Below are 19,200 nucleotides of genomic sequence, written 5' to 3' on the forward strand. Positions count from 1 at the left end.
CACACCGTATGAGCACCAACACTTCCCCCCACGTTTACGATGTACTGGTCATCGGTGCCGGCATCAGCGGCATTGGCGCCGGCATTCGGCTGAACGACGCCGGGTTCGACAACTGGGTGATCCTGGAGAAAGCCGCCGACCTCGGCGGTACCTGGCGGGACAATACCTACCCTGGCTGCGCCTGCGACGTGCCGTCGGCACTGTACTCCTACTCCTTTGCCCAGAAACCGGACTGGAGCCGCGCCTTCGCCGGCCAGGGAGAGATCCTCGACTACGTCCGCGCGGTGGCATCGCAGCACCGGATCACCGACCAGATTCACTTCCAGCAGCCAGTGGAGCTTGCCCAGTGGCAGGAACAACCTGGCCACTGGCGGGTTGAAACGCCCGACCGGTGCTATCACGCCCGTACGATCATCGCCTGTTCCGGCTACCTGCACGAGCCGATCGTGCCGGACATCCCCGGACTGAAGGCGTTTCCAGGCACGCTTTTTCACTCCGCACGCTGGAACCATCACCACAGCCTCCAGGACAAACGGGTGGCGGTGGTGGGAACCGGGGCCTCAGCCATCCAGTTCGTGCCGGAGATCCAGCCCGACGTCGCCAGACTCCACGTTTTCCAGCGCACACCGCAATGGGTACTGCCGAAGCCGGATCACGCCATTCCTGACATCGAACGCCGGTTCTTCGAACTGCCGCTGACTCTGAAAGCCTGGCGCACCCTGCTGTATGGCGGTTTCGAGACCTTTGGCGTGGGCTTCCGCAACCCCAAATTGCTGGAGCAGATCCAGAAACTGGGCCTGGCCCACCTTCGCTGGGCAGTGCAGGACCCGGCACTGCGGGCAAGCCTGACCCCGGACTACACCCTGGGCTGTAAACGGGTGCTGATGAGCAACAACTACTACCCGGCGCTGAACCGGGCCAATGTCCAGGTCCACGCCACCGGCCTGAAGGAAGTCCAGGGACGCACTCTGATCGGCCAGGATGGCAGCCGGGCCGAGGTGGACACCATCATCCTGGGCACCGGCTTTCACGTCACCGAGCCTCCGATTGCCCAGCGGATCTTCAACGACGCTGGCCAGTCGCTGTCGCAGATGTGGTCGGAGGGGATGCAGGCCTATCGGGGGACCACCGTCAACGGCCTGCCCAACGCCTTCATGGTGCTGGGTCCCAACCTGGGGATTGGCCACAACTCGGCGTTTATCGTGATCGAGGCGCAGCTGAACTACATTCTCAGCACGCTGCGGACCATGCGGGCCAAACGGCTCAGCCGCATCGAAGTACGCGCCGATGCCCAGGCCCGCTACAACCAGCGGGTCCAGGCCAATCTCCGGAAAACCGTATGGAACACCGGTGGCTGCTCCAGCTACTACCTGGATCGCAACGGCTTCAACAGCGTGGGTTTTCCCTGGAGTACCCTGACCATGCAGCGCCTGCTGAAACGCTTTGACGCCCGCAGCTACCATCTGAGCAACCGCGACGAGCCGGTCTTTGGGGGTGGCTCATGAGCCGCCAAAACGGTTCGCCCGCACGCGCACTGGTGCTTGGATGTGGTGGTGTCGCCGGCGGCGCCTGGAGTATTGCCATACTGGCCGAACTGGAGCGGCAACTGGACTGGGACGCCCGCAACGCAAGCGTATTGGTGGGTACCTCGGCAGGCGCTGTGGTCGCCGCACTGCTGGCCGCCGGAGTTGGCGTTAAGACTCTGGTGGACTGCCAGCAGGGTCAGGGCAGGCAATGTCAGTGGCAACACGACCGTGACAGCGGCGGCGCCCTGCCGCCCTGGCCCGCCGCCCGCTTTACCGGCAGCGGATTACTGGGACTCGGCCTCCGTGGCGAGGTCTCCCCCCTGACGGCGTTCTGCGGCCTGCTGCCCACCGGCCGGCTGGATATGACCCCCTTCCGCCGTCTGATCGACAGCGCGATTCCCGCCGGTCAGTGGCCAGATCACCCGGCGACCTGGCTCGTCACGGTGGACACCGACAGTGGCGAGCGCGTCGCCTTCGGGCACCCTGGGGCTCCCGCCGCCGCCGTGAACGACGCCGTCTGCGCCTCCTACGCCGTACCCGCCTGGTGTCCACCAGTAAGCATTCAGGGCCGCCGCTACATTGACGGTGGTGTCGCCTCCCCCACCTCGGCAGACCTGGTTGCCGACACTGCGGTGGACGAGGTGGTCATTCTGGCACCAATGGCGGCCCGGCAACCGGATCACCCGCGGGCCCCACTGCCCTGGATTGAGCGCCGGGTCCGACACTACATGACCGCGATTGTTGATCGCGAAGAGGCCCTGCTGCGGGCCGCGGGCAAGCGCGTCATTCGTCTGGAACCCGGCGCCGCCGACCTCACCGCGTTCGGCTACAATCTGATGGACCCGGGCCGGCGCCAGCGGGTGCTGGCCCAGGCCCGGCTCAGTGCCCCGGCGCTGGTGGCCAGGGCCATCGCAGACGCCTAATCAGCGGCGCCCGGAGTGTCCGCTATCAGGGCGTCGCCAGCTTCAGGCCAATGATGCCGGCAACGATCAGCAGCACACTGACGATCCTGGCCAGGCTGGCAGTCTCACCCAGTAACACCATGCCCAAAAGCACCGTGCCGATGGCGCCAATACCCACCCAGACGCCATAGGCGGTGCCCAGCGGCAGGCTTTTCAGAGCCACCGACAGCAGGCCAAAGCTCAGCACCATGGCGGCGATGGTCCACACCGACGGCCACAAACGGGTAAAGCCTTCGGTGTATTTCAGGCCCACGGCCCAGCCGACCTCAAACAGGCCAGCGAGAATAAGAAGAATCCACGCCATTGCGATTGATCCCTTTCGGGCGGGGTCGTCCCCAATTGGAATCGGAGTGGTGAGGTCGTCCTCACGTCCAGTGACAGGACGGTCAGGCCCAATGGCCTGACCGCAGCAACAGAAGATACAAACTGGCAGACCGGAACACAGTCCGGTCAACTACCTATTCCGGCTGGGTGGTGTTAACCCTGTGGCGGGGCGTACTTGGCAAACACTTCCGCCTCGGTCAGGTTCTCGGTCTGGTTGGCGAAATCGTAGAACGCCGGTTTGTGATCAATGAAGATCTGCTGTCCCAGATGGAGCTGGTCCTGCTGATCCGCAAACAGCCCGGCCGGCAGCACATACTGATTGGCCCCCTTGAGCCGGTAGAACAGGTGGGTACCGCAGTCCCGGCAGAAGCCGCGCTGGGCCCAGTCGGAGGAATCAAACACTCCGACATGATCGCTGCCGTCGATGGTCACGTCGGTACCGCAATCTACCGCCAGCAGCGGTCCTCCGCCCCATTTCCGGCACATGCCACAGTGACAGGCGTCGGCTTCCCGGGAGGCGGCCGCCACCTGCAGGGTAACGGCGCCACACAGGCAGTTGGCACTGGCTTTGAACGTCTCAGACATGGTGATCTCCCTGTCATATAAGATGTCGTATAGGATGTCGCATCAGGTGGCACATGAGGTTGGTGACGACCCGGAGTTGATCAGAGACTCCTTAACGCTTCCTCGCCCGCAAGGCCGCCTCGTAGGAACGGCGCGCCCACAGCGCCGCCTGCTCCGGGTCTTCCAGCATTTCTTCCGGTGCCAGGTAGTAGGACATCCTCACCAGGCGGCCATTCTTGGGGTATTCAAACGCCGGCAGACCAGCGGCGTCAAAATGACCCCGACAGTCTTCATCAGCTTTGAGGTAGAGCGTGTCATCACTGACCAACGCGAACATCAGGCCGTCGTGGTAAATGCCATAACCACCGAACATCCGCCGGGCCTGGATCGGGCCAAAGGGCTCGAAAACCTCTCGCAGGTGATCAACGTATTCACTCATGAAGCTCAGCCGTAACCGGTAAGAAAAGGGAACCTCTGACACTATAGCTTGTGTCGTCAGGGATGTTTACGGAACAGCGCCACATCTTTGGCCGGAACCTCCAGCTGCCACCCGTACTGTCGAGCGAGCCAGGCCAGCGTCGCTTCCCGGTAAAACACCACATGGGTGGGATCACGGCGGTAATGCCAGTTGGCAAAACGCTCATCGTCGGTCTGGAAGCAGGTCATCACCCCCAACCAACCGCCGGGACGGAGCAGGCTGTCGAGTTGCGCAAAGGTCTGCCAGGGGTCATGCAGGTGCTCCACCACCTCCGTGCAGGTGATGAAATCGTAGCGCCGGCTCAGCGCCTCAGGGTTGGGGTGGAAAAACGGATCGTACAGCGTCACCGGCCACCCCTGTTCTGCCAACATCGCCGCCAGCGCCGGCCCGGGGCCACAACCAAATTCCAGACCTTCGGCGCCGGAGACCAGGCGCTCGATCAGCGGACTGGTCAGACGACCCAGGAATCGCCGGTAGCCGGGGTCCTCCAGGTTATTGTCGTGCAGATCGTAGACCTGCTTTTCGGCGTCGGCATCGAGCCAGCACTCGGGATCCATCAGCGTGGCCTGGCAGTGCGGACAGCGCCAGTACGGCACCGTTTTCACCGTAATCAGATGGATCAGGCCGGGCTGACGACAGACGGTGCAGACAGCCGGAGGCGTAAACACGCCCCCATCACTCGCTTCGGACATGGGTCAGTGGTGGTGCTGCATGGCGCCAGCGTCCTGGCCTGACCCCATACCGTCGTGATCCATATTGCCATGATCCATCTGGCTGTCATCCATCGATCCGCCATCCAGGGAATCCACCGCCAGTTCCACCTCCAGCACTGGGGCGCCATCGAAGGTCAGTGTCAGCGGGATGCGCTCACCTTCGGTGAGCTGGCCATCGAGTTGTTCCAGCATCAGGTGATAGCTGTGAGGCTTGAGTGCCACCGACTCACCGGCCGGAATGACCAGACCGCCATCCACTGCGTCCATCCGCATAACACCACCCTCCATTCGGCTTTGGTGAATGGAGACATGGCCGGCCCGGGGGCTCTCCGCGGCCACCAGCGTGACATCGTGGTGGCCCTCATTGCGGATCACCATATAGCCGGCGCCCATCATCACGCCGGGCGGCGTCGGCCGGCTCCAGGGATGATCGATGTGCAGGTCACCGGTAGCGTAATCGTGGGCACTGGCCAGCATCGGCAGAGCCAGGGCGCCGGCGGTCAGCAGGCAGGTTGCTAGACGTTTCATGATCTCTCTCGTCCGTCAATGGAGTTTGCGCCTAGTCTTACCTGCCTGCCAGCCCTTGGCAAGGGACGAAATGCCGCAGGCACGGGCCTCGACCAAATGAATCGGGGAGCATTCGGGAGAGACCACGCCGATGATTACATGTCGTTTATGCTGGACCATAAAAAGGCGGGACGCGTTATTCTAGGGCCACAAGGAATCACACACGATTTGGTATCCAGGGAGTCCAACGATGAATGTAATGTCAGTGCTGAACCAGCTCATGAACCAGGCCCAGGGCGGCCAGTCGCACCAGGGCGGCAGTGGGTCCGACATCAACCGGATGGTCAACAACCTGGGCAGCCAACTCTCCGGCGGCAGGAGCAGTGGTGGCATCGGCAACAGCGGCATTGACATGAAAAGCCTGCTCGGTGGCGGAGCCCTGGGCATGTTGCTGGGTTCCAAGCGGGGCCGCCGGATGGGCGGCACGGCACTCAAATACGGGGCCCTCGCCGGCGTCGGTGCCCTGGCCTGGAAGGCCTACCAGAATCACAAGAGCAACAGCCAGGACACCGTGCCGGCAGCATCAGCCCAACAGGGTCAACCGCTGGAGCAGTTGCAGGGTGCCGATCAGGAGCGTCGGGGTCTGGAGATTCTGCAGGCGATGATCATGGCAGCCCGGGCCGATGGCCACATCGACGCCAATGAGCGGGCCCTGCTGACCGAGGAAATTGAGCGGCTGAGCCCGGACGACGAACTCCAGACGTGGATTCAGACCCAGTTCGATGCCCCACTCGACGCCCAGGCGCTCGCCCAGAGTGCCGACTCGCCCCAGGCCGCACGGGAAATCTACGTGGTCAGCGCGGTGATCATCGACGACCAGAACCCGATGGAACGGGCCTGGCTGGACCAACTGGCTGGCGCCCTCAACATCGAGCCCAACCTGGCCCGGGAACTGGAGCAGCAGATCAACGCCGAGCAGGTCTGATACGGGAATTGGGGTACAATCGAAGCCTGTGGCTGACGACACCGTCAGCCACGCCCATCCCCCAACGAAGGAAGCTCGCAATGCCAATCTGGGTCGACGCCGATGCCTGCCCTGTCCCCATCCGGGAAATCCTCTGTCGCGCCGCCACCCGCTGGAAGGTTCAGACCACGTTCATTGCCAATCACGCCATCAATCTGCCCCCCAGTCCGTGGATCAGTCGCCGGCAGGTTCCCCAGGGGTTTGACGTGGCCGATAATGAGATCGTGGACCAGATGAGCAAGGGCGACCTGGTCGTCACCCAGGACATTCCCCTGGCGGCGGAGGCCATTGAGAAGGGCGCTGACGTCTTCAATCCCCGGGGCCAGGCCTTTACCAAAGAGAATATTCGCCAGCGCCTGGCGATGCGGAATTTCATGGAGGAGATGCGTAACGCCGGCCAGGTGACCGGCGGGCCGGCCCCCTTCAGCCAGGGCGATCGCAAGGAGTTCGCCGACCAGCTCGACCGCTGGCTGCAGCGCAACGCCAGGGGCTGAGCCGGTTCCGTCAACGAGTCACCACCAGAGCCCTTCCGGACGCGCCAGCAGGTCTTCCCGTGGCACATCGTTGAGGGCCCCGACCAGAGCCTGAAAGCCCTGCTCCAGCTGATCGTCAGCTTCGGTGCTGCTGACGCTGGCACGAATGAACTGGGGCACCGCCCGGCGCCCTACGGCAAAGGCTTCCGACGACTTCACCAACACCCGTTTCTGGCGCAGCGATTCTTCGATCTCAATCGCCCGCCAGGGTTCGGGAATCTCAATCCAGAAGTGCGAGCAGTCCAGCCGGCTGTGATAGTTGAGTCTCTGCAGCAATGGCTCCACGATGGCCTTGCGCCGCTCCACTTCCTCGATCTGGGCCAACCGCAGGCGGTCGGCGGTGCCATCCAGAATCCATTGGCTGGCCACTTCCAGCGACAGAGGCGTGGCCATCCAGCAGGAGGCGCGAATGGCGCCGGCAAGCCGGTTCCACAGCGTCTCCGGCACCTGTACGTAACCCACCCGCAAACCGGCGGATACCGCCTTACTCAGGCTGCTGATCAGCAGCGTGCGCTCAGGCGCAAACACCTGCAGGGCCGGCGGCCGCTCGGTGGAGAGCAGGCCATGGGCATCGTCCTCGATGATAATCAGGTTGTGTTTGCGGCACACCGCCGCCAGCGCCTCCCGTCGGGCCACCGGCATGTTGGAGGTGGTGGGGTTCTGCAGCGTCGGGGTGCAGTAGAGCACGGAAATGCGGGTATTGCGGCAGACGTCGTCAAGGGCCTCGGGCACCAGGCCATCACAGTCAACTTCCACCCCTTCCAGCCGGATCCCCAGCTGGCGTGCCGCAGAGATCAGGCCCGGGTAGCTCAGTTGCTCCGTGGCCACCGTCTCCCCCGGTTTGACGATCGCCGGCAGACAGGCCATCAGGGCGTGCTGGGCGCCGTTGGTACAAAGCACCTGTTCGGGACGGACATCCACCTGACTGTGGCGGAACCACTGGGCACCGGCTTCGCGGTAACGATGCAGACCGCCCTCAGGGGTGTAGTCTGACAGCTCCGCCAGCACCCGGGGCTGGCGGGCAATGGCTTCCAGAGCCTGACCCAGCAGTGCCACGTCCTGCCCGGGGATGTGCTTGTTTCGACTGAGGTCAACCACGCTGTCGTCCAGGCTGATGGCATTGCGGAACCCTTCTTCCCCGGCCGGCCCCTCCCCGTTCAGCTTGACGTAGGTGCCATCCCCCACCCGGGAACTGACCAGCCCCAACCGCTCCAGCTCCCGGTAGGCCCGGCTGACGGTGCCGGCGGTGATGTTGAGCTGGTGTGCCAGCAGGCGATGCGCCGGTAGCTTGGTCCCAGTCGGCAGGCGTCCCTCGCGAATTTCCCGTTCTATGCCAAGTGCCAGTCGCTGGTACTTGGGTCCCTTCTCGTTGCCGAGCGCATCACACATAAATGACACCATGTCATTTCTATAATTGACACCCATTTTTCACCCTATTAGCCTCGAATCAAGTCAATTTTTCGATGCATTGTCCTGTATCGACCGACTCAATACTAGCAGGGATGGCACATTGACATGGATCATTTGGATCAAAAACAGACTTCCGGCACACCTCGGCCAGCCTGGCTGGACAAATCCATCCTCGGACTGCTGTTCGTCGTTGTCTGTTTTACCTGGGGCACCACCTGGCTGGGTATCAAGGTGGCGGTGGAGACGGTACCGCCGCTGTCGTCCGCCGGCCTGCGGTTCCTGATCGCCTTCCCACTGTTTGTGGTGTTCGCCCGGATCATGCGGGAGCCCATCCTGTTCCCGACACGATCCCTGGGTTTTGGTCTGCTGATCACGGTGTTCTACTTTTCGGTGCCGTACTACCTCATCAACTTCGGGGAACAGTACGTCTCCTCCGGCCTGACTTCGCTGCTGTTCAGCTCCATGCCGGTGTTTATCCTGATTTTTTCAGCGCTGATCCTGAAAGAGAAGATCTGGGCCAGCCAGGTGCTGGGCATAGCCATCGGGTTCTTCAGCCTGTACATGATTCTGCAGGCCGAAGGCGTGCGCATGGACCAGAACAGCTGGTGGGGCGTGGCCGCCATCCTGTCCGCCGCCATCATGCATGCCCTGTGCTACATCCTCACCCGCAAGCACGGCGCCCAGATCAGCGTGATTACCTTCAACACCCTGCCCATCGGCCTGGCCGGGCTGGCACTGTTCGCCTGCGGCCTGGTGATCGAACAGCCGGAACTGGGGGCCGCCTCGACCCGCTCCTGGGTGGCCCTGCTCTACCTCGGGCTGGTGGCCTCGGTGGGGGGATTCATCGTCTATTTCTACCTGCTCAAGCGGATGAGCCCGATTCTGCTGTCGTTCGTCTTCATCCTGTTTCCGGTGGTGGCCATTGCCATTGGCGCCTGGTACGAGGGACACGGTGTATCCCGGGATTTCATCGTGTTCTCGGTGGTGATGCTGCTGGGCTTTGCGGTCACCAAGCTGCCGCTGGAAAAACTGTTTTCCCGATCATCGTCCCAGCTGTCCAAACCCAGCGGGGCAACGGCCTCCCGACCCCAGCAGTAGGTACCCCATGGATGTTCTGAACCCCAACACCCTGAAACGCCTGTTCGACCACGGCAGCCGCGACTACCCACGGGAGTGCTGTGGCATGGTGTTTACCGACGGCACCGTGCACGAGGCCGACAACATTCAGCAGACCCTGCACGAGCAGTGCCCGGAAACATACCGCCGCAACGCCGCCACCGGATTTGCCTTCTCCATCGCCGACAACCGGATGCTCGGCGACAGCTTCGAGACCGACAACCCGGTCCAGGTGATCTACCACTCGCATCCGGATGTCGGCGCCTACTTCAGCCAGCAGGACCGGGACAAAGCCCTGTTCTGTGGCGAACCCATTTTCCCGGTGGCACATCTGGTGCTGGATATCCGCGCTGGCACACCAGTGGGAGCGAAGCTGTTCCGCTTCGTCGAGGGCGATTTTCAGTGCACCGAAACCTTCAATGAAGAAGGTCTGCGCATCCATAAAAGCAACACTCCGCTACTGACCTAAGGAGAAGGCCATGGCTCAGATCCAGCTGCCCGAGATACTGGCAAAAGTCACCAAACTGCCCGCCAAAACGTTCCAAGTGGAGGGCGACACCGTCGCTGAGGCGGTCAAGCACCTGTGCCGTGAGCACGACGTGCTGGAAGCTCACCTGTTCTATGACAACGGCCAGTTCAAGGACCATTTCCTGTTCACCATCGATGGTGAGCTGGTGACCGCCGACACCCCCATGGTGCCAGGCAGCAGCCTGGACATCCTGCTGGCCACCTCTGGCGGACTGGACACACCGGACGCCCCGCTGAGCAAGGACGAAGTGGAACGCTACGCCCGCCACATCTCGTTGCCGGAGGTTGGCCGGCAGGGCCAGCAGCGACTGCGCAACAGCCGGGTGCTGATCATCGGTACCGGCGGGCTGGGCTCACCGGTATCGCTGTACCTTGCCGCAGCCGGCGTCGGCACCCTGGGCCTGGTGGATTTCGACGTGGTGGAATCCAGCAACCTGCAACGCCAGGTGGTACACAGCGAGAGCACCATCGGCCTGAGCAAAGTGGAATCGGCCCGCCGCCGGCTATTGGATGTCAACAACACCATCCGGGTGGAAACCCACGAAACCGCACTCACCGCCGAAAATGCCATGGCGCTGATTGGTGACTACGACCTGGTGATCGACGGCTCCGACAATTTTTCAACCCGTTACCTGGTCAACGATGCCTGTGTCCTGCAGGGCAAGCCCCTGGTCTACGGCGCCATCTACCAGTTTGACGGTCAGGCCAGTGTCTTTGGCTACCAGGGCGGCCCCTGTTATCGCTGCCTGTTCCCGACCGCGCCCCCCGCCAGCCTCGCCCCCAACTGCAGCGCCGGCGGCGTGATCGGTGTGCTACCGGGCATGATCGGGATGATTCAGGCCACCGAAGCGTTGAAGTTGCTGCTGGAACTGGGCCAGAGCCTGTCCGGACGGCTGCTCCGCTACGACGCCCGCGCCATGAGCTTTGGCGAGGTCCGCTTCGGCAAGCGCGCCGACTGCCCGGTATGCACCGCCGATCCCCGCCACTATCAGCTCAGCGACAGCCCTCAGGCCTGCGCCAGCACACCCGCGCCGGCGGTCAGCCTGGCACCGCAACACTACATCCAGCCGGCCCGGTTGGCGGAGCTGTTGGCCGACGCATCGCAACCGCCGCTGGTGGTGGACGTTCGTGAGCCCAACGAGCTGGAAATCTGCCGTCTTGAACACTGCCACAACATTCCACTTGCGGATCTCGACGAGCACCTTGACGACCTGCCCGACTCGGCGCCGATCTACCTGCTGTGCCTGGGGGGCGGACGGGCCGAGCAGGCCGCCAACCGTCTGCGGCAACAGGGCCTGGAACAGGTGTATGTGATTGAAGGTGGATTAAAACGCTGGGCCAGGGACGTTGATCCGACCTTGGCGATGTACTGAGCAGTTTGCGGGAGCAACCGATGATTTACCCGTCAATGATTCACGCGGTGGGCAACACCCCCATCGTTCACCTGCAGCGATTCTCCAAGTCACTGGGATTTAACGTATTCGCCAAGCTGGAGTCTCTCAACCCCGGAGGCAGCCACAAGGTTCGCATTGCCCTGGGCATGATTCGCGATGCCGAACAGCAGGGCATTCTGCGTCGAGGCAGCGGACAGACCATCATTGAGCCCAGCGGCGGCAACACCGGCATCGGTCTGGCGATTGCCGCGAACCTGCTGGGCTACCATCTGGTACTGGTGATACCGGACAACTACAGCAGGGAAAAGCAGAAACTGCTGCGGCTGTACGGCGCCGAAGTAGTGCTGTCGGACAGCCGCCTGGGCAACAACTCCCACGGCGTTCGTGCCTTGGAGCTGCAGCTGGAAAAGCCGCATTACGTGATGCTGAACCAGCAGCGCAATCCGGCCAATCCACAGACCCACCGGGACCAGACCGCACTGGAGATTCTGGCGGATTTTGAGGACACCCAGATCGATCTCTTCATTGCCGGTATTGGCACCGGCGGCCATATCACCGGTGTCGGGGAGGTACTGCGTGAGACCTGGCCCCGGCTCACCATCTATGGCGTGGAGCCGGAAGGCTGCGACCTGTTCACCGATCGGCACGCCCCCCACGGCATCCAGGGGCTGTCCATCGGCATCGTGCCCAGCATCCTCAACACCGACCTGATCGATGCCATGGTCAAGGTCAATGAGCAGGAATGCCTGGACATGGCGCGACAGATGCTCCAGCAGGAATCGATCAGCATGGGCCTCTCCTCCGCCGCCAATTTTGCCGCCATAGCCAAGCTGGGCAAAGGCGACATTCCACCCGGGACCAATGTGCTGACCATGGTTTATGACGGCATTGAATCCTACTTGGACTACTTTGGAGAATCCGACCAGGGAGGCTAGATGGACAGCTCCGGATTGCGCTACCGATTGGAAAACCAGATTGACGCCATCGTCCAGGGAGCCCTGGCCGCCGCGGAACGTCTCAGCCTGCTGGAGGAAGGCTTTCTGCCCCATGCCCTGGACCGGGCGGCCGACCTGCTGATGGACGACCTGATGGCCTTCGCCCAGCGGGACCCGGCGGCCCATGGCCGACCACAGCTGATCCTCGACGCCGCATGCTCGTTTCAGGCGGTGCTTTATTACCGGCTGGCCCACGAGTTCTGGCAACTGCGGGTTACCTCCGACGCACCCTGGGATGTGGTCGCGCTGAAGCTGGCCGCGCTGGGCAAGCTCGACTCCGGCGCCGACATCCATCCCGGTGCCCGCATCGGCTCGCGCCTGGTGCTTGACCATGCCTATGGCACGGTGATCGGCGAAACCTGCCGCATTGGCAACGACGCCTACATCCTTGGCGGCGTCACCCTGGGCTCCCAGGGCATTGCCAACAATCCGCCCGGCCAGCGCCACCCGATCCTCGGCAACAATGTACAGATTGGCGCCTTCGCCCGCGTGCTCGGTGCCATTACCATCGGAGACAATGTCTTCATCAGCCCCGGCTGCGTGGTGACGGAGAACATTCCCGGCAACAGCCGGGTCTCCATCGTCAACCAATTGCAGGTGGAGCGCCAGGAGCAGCAGTTTCCCCGCCGGGCGCCCCGATTTATTGGCTCCTACGCCGACAACAATCGGCTGATCGCCCTCTGCCAGGGCTTCAGCTACCTCACGGCCACCCTACTGGACGACGAACACCGCCCCGTGGCGTCCACCACCCTGTCGCCCAGCCCGGAGGATCCCCGCCGCTACGAGATCCAATTCGGGCTGTCCGCCGCCCGGGCCCGAACCCTGCTCGACAGCCGCCTGCACCTGACCCTGTCAGACAGCAGCTCGGCAATCACGCTGCTGAGCCCGCAGGGCATGAATGAAGTCATCGCCCGCATTGCGCTGACCGGCCCCCATCTAGCCAATAAGGAGAATCTGTCCCATGACTGCCGCTATTAAGAGCACCGAACCGTGCTTTAACGACGAGCCCTATACCCGCGCCCTGGAGGCCACCATTCTCCATGTCGATGGCGACCAGTTGCTGCTGGACCGGACCATCTTCTACCCCACCGGAGGCGGCCAGCCCGGTGACACCGGCACCCTGACCCTGGCGGACGGTCGCCAATTGACGGTCACCGACACCGCCCGCGACCCGGACAATCCGGAACTGATCTGGCACCGCGTCGCAACCGACGACACCGACGATACCCCCCACCCCGGCCAGGCGGTCCACTGTGAGATCGACTGGGATCGACGCTATCGCCACATGCGCATGCACACCTGTCTGCATCTGCTGTGTTCGTTGATCGATGCTCCGGTCACCGGCTGCAGCATCGCGGCGGACAAAGGCCGGCTGGATTTTGACCTGCCCGATCCGGTGGACCGCATCATTGTCACCGAAAAGCTCAATCACCTGATTCATCAGGGTCTGGATGTCCGCCACTTTTACACCGAGCCGGAAAGCATTGCCTCACTGGTGCGAACCGAAGCGGTGTCACCACCGGTGCTGCAGGGCGCGGTGAGAATGGTGGAGGTCACTGGTACCGATCTGCAGCCCTGCGGCGGCACCCATGTGCAGAACACCCGGGAGATCGGACCGGTGATCTGCACCAAGATCCAGAAGAAGAGCAAGACCAACCGCCGCTTCAGCCTGACCTGGCAGGACAACGTCGCCTAAGGTGCCTCTCGCCCGACAGCGCCGTTGGCCGCTGTCGGGTCAGAATGATTCTCTTTTAAGCCCCCGACGAATTGGGTAACCTTGCGGCTTTTCACCCAGGAGAGGCTGTTATGCCGCAAGCACCCGCCCCATCCACCGGCAGTCGGGCCCCCAGCAGCTTTGCAGCGCTGGCCCGGCTGCTACGCTATGCCCGTGGCTATCGCCGTCAGATCATCGCCGCCACCACCTGTTCGATCATCAACAAGCTGTTTGACATCGCCCCCGAGATCCTGATCGGCATTGCCATCGATGTGGTGGTCAACCAGGACACCAGCTTCGTTGCCTCCCTGGGCTTTGAAACCGCCCAGCAGCAGATCATCGCCCTTGGCACGCTGACGTTCTTTATCTGGGCCGGCGAGTCGCTGTTCGAATACCTGTTCCAGATTCTCTGGCGCAACCTCGCCCAGCGGCTGCAGGCCGACCTGCGTCAGGACGCCTATGAGCACGCCCAGCGCCTCGACATGAGCTTCTTCGAGCAGCGCAGCTCCGGGCAACTGGTGGCCACCATGAACGACGACGTCAACCAGCTTGAGCGCTTCCTGGATGGCGGTGCCAACGCCATGATCCAGGTGGTGGTGACCATCCTTGCCGTGGGCGCGGTGTTCTTCGCCATCTCACCGCTGGTGGCGTGTCTGGCGTTTACCCCGATTCCGGTGATCATCTGGGGCACCTTCTTCTTCCAGCGCAAGGCCGGGCCACTGTATGCCGATGTGCGGGAGAAGGTGGGTGACCTGTCGAGCCGGTTGTCCAACAACCTGGGAGGCATTGCCACCATCAAGAGCTTCACCGCCGAGCAGCGTGAGGCCGAGCGCCTGCGCACCAGCAGCGAAGCCTATGTGGAGGCCAATCGCAAGGCGATCCGGGTCAGCTCGGCCTTTATTCCGGTGATCCGCATGGCGATCCTGGCCGGATTCCTGGCCACCTTCACCGTCGGCGGCATGATGGCGCTGGAAGGCAGCCTCAATGTCGGTGCCTACGGGGTACTGGTGTTCCTGACCCAGCGCCTGCTTTGGCCGCTCACCGGCCTGGCCACCGTCATCGATCTGTTCGAACGGGCCATGGCCAGCACCCGCCGCATCCTCGATCTGCTGGAAGAGCCGGTACAGGTCCGCGACGACGGCAAGCAGCCGCTGGCCGCGCCTGTGCGTGGCGACGTCGCCTTTGAGCGCCTCAGCTTCCAGTACCACAACAGCAGTGCCGGCATCCAAGACGTCTCGCTGAAAGTGCCTGCCGGCCACACCCTGGCCCTGGTTGGCGCAACCGGTTCCGGCAAATCCACCCTGATCAAGCTGCTGATGCGCTTCTACGATCCCGCCAAGGGCCGCATCACCATTGACGGCACCCCGATCGACACCGTATCCATGCAGTCGTTGCGCCAGGCCATCGGGCTGGTCAGCCAGGACGTCTATCTGTTCGAGGGCAGTATCCGCGAGAACATCGCATACGGCCGACCGGACGCCAATGACGCCGACATCATCGCCGCAGCCCGTACCGCGGAAGCCTGGGAGTTTATCGAGCAACTGCCGGACGGCCTCGACACCCTGGTGGGCGAGCGTGGTGTGCGGCTGTCCGGCGGCCAGCGCCAGCGTCTGTCGCTGGCACGGGCGCTACTCAAAGACCCGGCCATCCTGATCCTCGATGAGGCCACCAGCGCCGTCGATAACGAGACCGAGGCCGCCATCCAGCGCTCATTGCGACACATCCGCCACAATCGCACGGTGATCGTCATCGCCCACCGTCTGTCCACCATCGTGGATGCCGATACCATTGCGGTGATTGACGGCGGCAAGGTGGCCGAGACCGGAGACCACTCATCGCTGCTGGCCGAAGACGGTCTCTACGCCGCTCAGTGGCGGGTCCAGACCGGTCACGCTGACCAGCTACAGCCGGCCTGACCAGAGGCGATCTGACACATCGTCGCGCTGACAGCCAGTGACGTTGCGGTAAGAGACACCGGCATCCAGATGCTATCTTGGTAACAACTCAGCAAGGGTTGGGAGCACGACCATGGCGCAATGCATCCGGGCACTGCTGGTGTCCGCCACCATCATCACCACGTCAGCCTGTGGCGCGGCCCCAGAGCTGTACCACTCGGAGCAGGCCCGGTTCCGGCTGCAAACGGTGGCCTCGGGCCTGGAACACCCCTGGAGCCTGGCGTTCCTGCCGGATGGCTCGCAACTGGTCACCGAGCGGGCCGGTCGGCTGCGGCTGATTCGTGACGGTCAACTGACGGCAACGCCCATCGCCGGACTGCCGGAGCTGGTGGTTTCCGGCCAGGGCGGCCTGCTGGATGTGGTCCTGCACCCCGACTTTGCCGACAACCACCTGCTGTTCCTCAGCTACGCCCATGAGAACGACGATGGCCTCACCACCCGGGTCAGTCGCGCAAGACTGGAGGGCGCACGGCTGGTGGACAGCGAGGTCATCTTTGAAGCCCTGCCCCGCTCCGGCACCAGCCGTCACTTTGCCGGCCGCATGGCCTTCGATGATGACGGCCTGCTGTATGTAGCGGTCGGTGACCGCGGTGATCGCCCCCGCGCCCAGGACCTGGGGGACGATGCCGGCGGCGTTCACCGCATTACCATCAACGGTGATCCCGCCCCAGGTAACCCCTTCCAGAGCCAGACCAGGGCCCGTGACACCTTCTATACTTACGGCAACCGCAACATTCAGGGCATGACCAGACATCCGCTCAGCGGCGATATCTGGACCCACGAGCATGGCCCTCGAGGGGGCGACGAGGTCAACATCCTGAGCCCCGGCACCAACTATGGCTGGCCGGAGATCACCTACGGCATTGGCTATTCCGGATTAGCCATTACCGACAAAACCGAGCAAACAGGCATGGCCCAGCCCCTGCACTACTGGGACCCGTCGATTGCGCCATCGGGCATGGCGTTCTACACCGGCACGAAGGTGCCTGGCTGGCAGGGGGATCTGTTCGTGGGCGCCCTGAAACTGCAGAAACTGGTACGGCTGACCATACGCGATGGCCAGGTAGTGAACGAGGAAGATCTCATCACCGAGTTCGGCCGCCGTATCCGCGATGTGCGGATGGGGCCCGATGGCGTGCTATGGCTGCTGACCGATGAGGGCAACGGCGAGGTGGTACGACTGGTGCCAGAGTAGCCCCGGCGCCCCCGGCAGCGAACAGCACAACCCAATCCGTCTGGCTCGGCCAACGGGCGGCGTCAGTGAGATCGCTCGCTGAGGGTCCGTCCAGTGAGAACCGGCAGCGAGAATCGGGTCAGTGAGGGTCGTTAGTGCGTTCGGTCTTGTCGTACTGCGGTAGATCGTCCGTAATCTGGAACCAGTCCGACTTGGAACCGACATAGATATGTGAGGCGGGTCCTTTGCCGAGATCGCCATCAAGGGTGCCCACCCGCAGGCGAACGATACCCGGTATGGCGTCCACCCGGCTGTACAGCGGGCTGCCACAGTTGGGACAGAAGGCCCGGTACTTGCCCGGCAGGGACTCAAACTCCCGTACCTGGTCTTCGCCCTCGGTGAACTGGAAACGCACAGCCTGCAGCGGAGCACTGGCGGAAAAGGCACCGCCCTGGGCACGACGACAGCGCTGGCAATGGCACAGGGACACCGGCCCCACCGGGCCGTCGTATTGATACTTGATGGCGCCACACAGGCACTGGCCGGTCAGCATTGACTCTCTCTCACGACACTGGGTTGGCCGCCAATAATACCGACACGAACCTTGAAGAACTACCGTTCAGGTACCAACGTATAGAGAGCCCACACAGCGGAAATCGAATGGAGGTCACCATGGCGTTCGACGCACTGCCGCCCATAGGTCTGGGAACCTTTCGCCTGCAAGGCGATACCGCCAGGGATGCGGTGAGAACAGCTCTGTCCCTCGGCTATCGCCACATCGATACGGCCCAGATGTACGAAAATGAGGCGGAAGTGGGCGACGGCATCACCGCCAGCGGCATTCCACGGCGGGAAATCTTTGTCACCACCAAAATCTGGCATGATCGCCTCAAGCCGGCGGAACTGGGACGGAGTCTGCGCCACAGCCTGGAGCGGCTGAAGACGGATCACGTCGACCTGGCTCTGGTGCACTGGCCGTCGCCAGACGGCCAGGTTCCCATGGAGGACTATCTCGGCGCTCTCAAGCAGGCCAGGGAAGACGGTCTGACCGACCACATCGGTGTATCCAACTTCACGACGGCCCAGCTCAACCAGGCGCGGGAGATTCTCGGCGACACCCCGATTTTTACCAATCAGATCGAAGTGCACCCGTTCCTTGCCAACCGCAAGGCGGTCGACCATGCCCAGACTCTCGGCATTCAGGTCACCGGTTACATGCCGCTGGCGGTCGGCCGGGTCATGGAAGACGACACCCTGATAGACCTGGCGCGCCATCGCAACGTCACCCCGGCGCAGATTGCCATCGCCTGGGCGGTATCACGACACATTGTGCCGATTCCCTCGTCGGTGCGGCCCGACCATCTGAAAGCCAACCTGGACGCCCTGAAGATCAAGCTGGCACCGGAGGAACTCGCCGCCATCGAGCGACTGGACCGCGGCGAACGCCTGGCCGACCCGGCGTTTGCACCGGCCTGGGACTGAGCGCTCAGCTCTGACCGTACTGGCGATCCAGGTAATCCAGGATCGCCGCCGACTCGAACAGGGCCTCGCCGGTATTGGGGTCTTCCAGATAGGGCACCTGCACCCGCTGATGCTGCTGGAAGAAAGCATCCCGTTTACCACCGGGAATGGGCCGGTAAGGGCCTGGCTTGATACGCTGTCGCGCCGGACCCACTTCGGTCCAGTGCTCTTTACCCAGGTTGTGCAGAGTGTAGGGAATCTCGTACTCGCACAGCCTCTCCCGCACCAGCCGCGAGAACGGGCTGCCTTCAAAGCTCCACAGATGCAGCGGTTGTTCCGGCCGCCTCGCCGGACGTGCCCGCAAGCCCCGCAGCACGCTCGCTGCCGAGCCAATGGAACCGAGCACTGGCTGGTGAGGTCGCAACCGGTAATAGCCCGGCACCGGCCGATCCGCATACTGGCGGAACAGGTACTCAACGATGTCCCGCGACTCGTACATCACGGTGTCGGTGTTCGGGTCCAGCAACAGCGGAAACAGCTGCTTGCCACCCGCCGCCTCTGCCTCAGGCCGGAACACCGTCCCGCCCTTGGGACACGGCCGGATGTCCACATCCAGATTGAGAGCGGTAAGCGCCTCCCGCACCCGGCGGCAGTAGGGACAGGCTTCCATGTCGTAGAGCACCAGTGGCAACTCCGGCTGCGGCGCCGACCGCACCACCAGGCAACCACGCCAGGCGGTCATGGTCGAAGTGGCCACCGATCCCAGGACATTGAGGTTGTGGGTTATCACGTTGGGCATGTTAGGCATCCTCCGGGTGGGAA

19 protein-coding genes and 1 pseudogene are annotated in these 19,200 nt (G+C 63.0%); 12 read left to right on the forward strand and 8 right to left on the reverse strand.

The genetic code is table 11. From position 1 onward, the window contains the following. Window positions 1-8: 8 nt before the first annotated feature. Both J2887_RS15535 and J2887_RS15540 read left to right on the forward strand, forming a co-directional pair. Complete coding sequence (locus J2887_RS15535) at window positions 9-1,505, forward strand: flavin-containing monooxygenase (RefSeq protein WP_227172005.1); 1,497 nt, start codon at window positions 9-11, stop codon at window positions 1,503-1,505. Then, window positions 1,502-2,449: a patatin-like phospholipase family protein gene (locus tag J2887_RS15540; protein WP_227172006.1), complete on the forward strand. Its 948-nt coding sequence runs from the start codon at window positions 1,502-1,504 to the stop codon at window positions 2,447-2,449. The genes J2887_RS15535 and J2887_RS15540 overlap by 4 nt, the downstream gene beginning before the upstream one ends. 25 nt (window positions 2,450-2,474) lie before the next feature. Here the strand turns inward: J2887_RS15540 and sugE are convergent, their stop codons facing one another. The 5 genes from sugE to J2887_RS15565 all read right to left on the reverse strand — a co-directional run bounded on the left by sugE (window position 2,475) and on the right by J2887_RS15565 (window position 5,095). Continuing rightward, window positions 2,475-2,792 (reverse strand): quaternary ammonium compound efflux SMR transporter SugE, encoded by a 318-nt coding sequence (gene sugE, locus J2887_RS15545; protein WP_227172007.1) that lies wholly within the window; start codon window positions 2,790-2,792, stop codon window positions 2,475-2,477. Window positions 2,793-2,965: 173 nt separating this feature from the next. Further along, window positions 2,966-3,397, reverse strand: coding sequence for a GFA family protein (locus J2887_RS15550; RefSeq protein WP_227172008.1), 432 nt, complete (start codon window positions 3,395-3,397; stop codon window positions 2,966-2,968). 91 nt (window positions 3,398-3,488) lie between these two features. After that, window positions 3,489-3,815 carry a TfoX/Sxy family protein gene (locus J2887_RS15555; protein ID WP_227172009.1) on the reverse strand — a complete coding sequence of 109 codons (327 nt, stop codon included), beginning with the start codon at window positions 3,813-3,815 and terminating at the stop codon, window positions 3,489-3,491. 56 nt (window positions 3,816-3,871) lie between these two features. Then, a complete protein-coding gene (locus J2887_RS15560; protein WP_227172010.1) occupies window positions 3,872-4,546 on the reverse strand; it encodes a class I SAM-dependent methyltransferase in 675 nt (224 codons plus the stop codon). A 3-nt stretch (window positions 4,547-4,549) separates the two neighbouring features. Then, window positions 4,550-5,095, reverse strand: a complete 546-nt coding sequence (locus tag J2887_RS15565; RefSeq protein ID WP_227172011.1) for a copper chaperone PCu(A)C — start codon at window positions 5,093-5,095, stop codon at window positions 4,550-4,552. Window positions 5,096-5,324: 229 nt separating this feature from the next. Here J2887_RS15565 and J2887_RS15570 point away from each other — a divergent pair, with 229 nt between their 5' ends. Together J2887_RS15570 and J2887_RS15575 are read left to right on the forward strand one after the other, a co-directional pair. Beyond that, the gene (locus J2887_RS15570) at window positions 5,325-6,059 is read left to right on the forward strand and encodes a tellurite resistance TerB family protein (RefSeq protein ID WP_227172012.1); all 735 of its coding nucleotides are present in this window, start codon (window positions 5,325-5,327) and stop codon (window positions 6,057-6,059) included. An 80-nt stretch (window positions 6,060-6,139) separates the two neighbouring features. After that, window positions 6,140-6,592, forward strand: coding sequence for a YaiI/YqxD family protein (locus tag J2887_RS15575; RefSeq protein WP_227172013.1), 453 nt, complete (start codon window positions 6,140-6,142; stop codon window positions 6,590-6,592). 18 nt (window positions 6,593-6,610) lie between these two features. Here the strand turns inward: J2887_RS15575 and J2887_RS15580 are convergent, their stop codons facing one another. Continuing rightward, a complete protein-coding gene (locus tag J2887_RS15580; protein WP_227172014.1) occupies window positions 6,611-8,020 on the reverse strand; it encodes a PLP-dependent aminotransferase family protein in 1,410 nt (469 codons plus the stop codon). A gap of 126 nt (window positions 8,021-8,146) precedes the next feature. Here J2887_RS15580 and J2887_RS15585 point away from each other — a divergent pair, with 126 nt between their 5' ends. The 7 genes and pseudogenes from J2887_RS15585 (at window position 8,147) to J2887_RS15620 (ending at window position 16,938) form a co-directional block, all read left to right on the forward strand. Continuing rightward, window positions 8,147-9,139 (forward strand): DMT family transporter, encoded by a 993-nt coding sequence (locus tag J2887_RS15585; RefSeq protein ID WP_227172015.1) that lies wholly within the window; start codon window positions 8,147-8,149, stop codon window positions 9,137-9,139. A 7-nt stretch (window positions 9,140-9,146) separates the two neighbouring features. After that, window positions 9,147-11,058, forward strand: a pseudogene (gene moeB, locus J2887_RS15595) (molybdopterin-synthase adenylyltransferase MoeB). A 20-nt stretch (window positions 11,059-11,078) separates the two neighbouring features. After that, entirely contained in the window at window positions 11,079-12,014 is a 936-nt protein-coding gene (locus J2887_RS15600; protein WP_227172018.1) for a PLP-dependent cysteine synthase family protein, read from the forward strand. Further along, entirely contained in the window at window positions 12,015-13,052 is a 1,038-nt protein-coding gene (locus J2887_RS15605) for a serine O-acetyltransferase (RefSeq protein ID WP_227172019.1), read from the forward strand. Continuing rightward, window positions 13,036-13,770, forward strand: a complete 735-nt coding sequence (locus tag J2887_RS15610; RefSeq protein ID WP_227172020.1) for an alanyl-tRNA editing protein — start codon at window positions 13,036-13,038, stop codon at window positions 13,768-13,770. The genes J2887_RS15605 and J2887_RS15610 overlap by 17 nt, the downstream gene beginning before the upstream one ends. Window positions 13,771-13,880: 110 nt before the next feature. After that, entirely contained in the window at window positions 13,881-15,704 is a 1,824-nt protein-coding gene (locus tag J2887_RS15615; protein WP_227172021.1) for an ABC transporter ATP-binding protein, read from the forward strand. Window positions 15,705-15,816: 112 nt separating this feature from the next. Then, on the forward strand, window positions 15,817-16,938 hold the full coding sequence (locus tag J2887_RS15620; RefSeq protein ID WP_227172022.1) for a PQQ-dependent sugar dehydrogenase: 1,122 nt from the start codon (window positions 15,817-15,819) through the stop codon (window positions 16,936-16,938). A 118-nt stretch (window positions 16,939-17,056) separates the two neighbouring features. On the opposite strand, the gene J2887_RS15625 is transcribed toward J2887_RS15620, so the two are convergent. Continuing rightward, a complete protein-coding gene (locus J2887_RS15625) occupies window positions 17,057-17,470 on the reverse strand; it encodes a GFA family protein (RefSeq protein ID WP_227172023.1) in 414 nt (137 codons plus the stop codon). Window positions 17,471-17,589: 119 nt separating this feature from the next. Here J2887_RS15625 and dkgB point away from each other — a divergent pair, with 119 nt between their 5' ends. Next, complete coding sequence (gene dkgB / locus J2887_RS15630; RefSeq protein ID WP_227172024.1) at window positions 17,590-18,399, forward strand: 2,5-didehydrogluconate reductase DkgB; 810 nt, start codon at window positions 17,590-17,592, stop codon at window positions 18,397-18,399. A 4-nt stretch (window positions 18,400-18,403) separates the two neighbouring features. On the opposite strand, the gene J2887_RS15635 is transcribed toward dkgB, so the two are convergent. Beyond that, window positions 18,404-19,177, reverse strand: coding sequence for a glutathione S-transferase N-terminal domain-containing protein (locus tag J2887_RS15635; protein WP_227172025.1), 774 nt, complete (start codon window positions 19,175-19,177; stop codon window positions 18,404-18,406). Between the last annotated feature and the right edge of the window lie 23 nt (window positions 19,178-19,200).

It is taken from the genome of Marinobacter sp. CA1 (genome assembly GCF_020546665.1).
Classification (GTDB): domain Bacteria; phylum Pseudomonadota; class Gammaproteobacteria; order Pseudomonadales; family Oleiphilaceae; genus Marinobacter; species Marinobacter xestospongiae.

Coding starts and splice junctions, on each gene's coding strand:
- J2887_RS15570 (WP_227172012.1), top strand. CDS start 5,325: ATGAATGTAATGTCAGTGCTGAACCAGCTCATGAACCAGGCCCAGGGC.
- J2887_RS15585 (WP_227172015.1), top strand. CDS start 8,147: ATGGATCATTTGGATCAAAAACAGACTTCCGGCACACCTCGGCCAGCC.
- sugE (WP_227172007.1), bottom strand. CDS start 2,792: ATGGCGTGGATTCTTCTTATTCTCGCTGGCCTGTTTGAGGTCGGCTGG.
- J2887_RS15550 (WP_227172008.1), bottom strand. CDS start 3,397: ATGTCTGAGACGTTCAAAGCCAGTGCCAACTGCCTGTGTGGCGCCGTT.
- J2887_RS15600 (WP_227172018.1), top strand. CDS start 11,079: ATGATTTACCCGTCAATGATTCACGCGGTGGGCAACACCCCCATCGTT.
- J2887_RS15620 (WP_227172022.1), top strand. CDS start 15,817: ATGGCGCAATGCATCCGGGCACTGCTGGTGTCCGCCACCATCATCACC.
- J2887_RS15555 (WP_227172009.1), bottom strand. CDS start 3,815: ATGAGTGAATACGTTGATCACCTGCGAGAGGTTTTCGAGCCCTTTGGC.
- J2887_RS15565 (WP_227172011.1), bottom strand. CDS start 5,095: ATGAAACGTCTAGCAACCTGCCTGCTGACCGCCGGCGCCCTGGCTCTG.
- dkgB (WP_227172024.1), top strand. CDS start 17,590: ATGGCGTTCGACGCACTGCCGCCCATAGGTCTGGGAACCTTTCGCCTG.
- J2887_RS15580 (WP_227172014.1), bottom strand. CDS start 8,020: ATGTGTGATGCGCTCGGCAACGAGAAGGGACCCAAGTACCAGCGACTG.
- J2887_RS15535 (WP_227172005.1), top strand. CDS start 9: ATGAGCACCAACACTTCCCCCCACGTTTACGATGTACTGGTCATCGGT.
- J2887_RS15540 (WP_227172006.1), top strand. CDS start 1,502: ATGAGCCGCCAAAACGGTTCGCCCGCACGCGCACTGGTGCTTGGATGT.
- J2887_RS15575 (WP_227172013.1), top strand. CDS start 6,140: ATGCCAATCTGGGTCGACGCCGATGCCTGCCCTGTCCCCATCCGGGAA.
- J2887_RS15625 (WP_227172023.1), bottom strand. CDS start 17,470: ATGCTGACCGGCCAGTGCCTGTGTGGCGCCATCAAGTATCAATACGAC.
- J2887_RS15615 (WP_227172021.1), top strand. CDS start 13,881: ATGCCGCAAGCACCCGCCCCATCCACCGGCAGTCGGGCCCCCAGCAGC.
- J2887_RS15635 (WP_227172025.1), bottom strand. CDS start 19,177: ATGCCCAACGTGATAACCCACAACCTCAATGTCCTGGGATCGGTGGCC.
- J2887_RS15560 (WP_227172010.1), bottom strand. CDS start 4,546: ATGTCCGAAGCGAGTGATGGGGGCGTGTTTACGCCTCCGGCTGTCTGC.
- J2887_RS15610 (WP_227172020.1), top strand. CDS start 13,036: ATGACTGCCGCTATTAAGAGCACCGAACCGTGCTTTAACGACGAGCCC.
- J2887_RS15605 (WP_227172019.1), top strand. CDS start 12,015: ATGGACAGCTCCGGATTGCGCTACCGATTGGAAAACCAGATTGACGCC.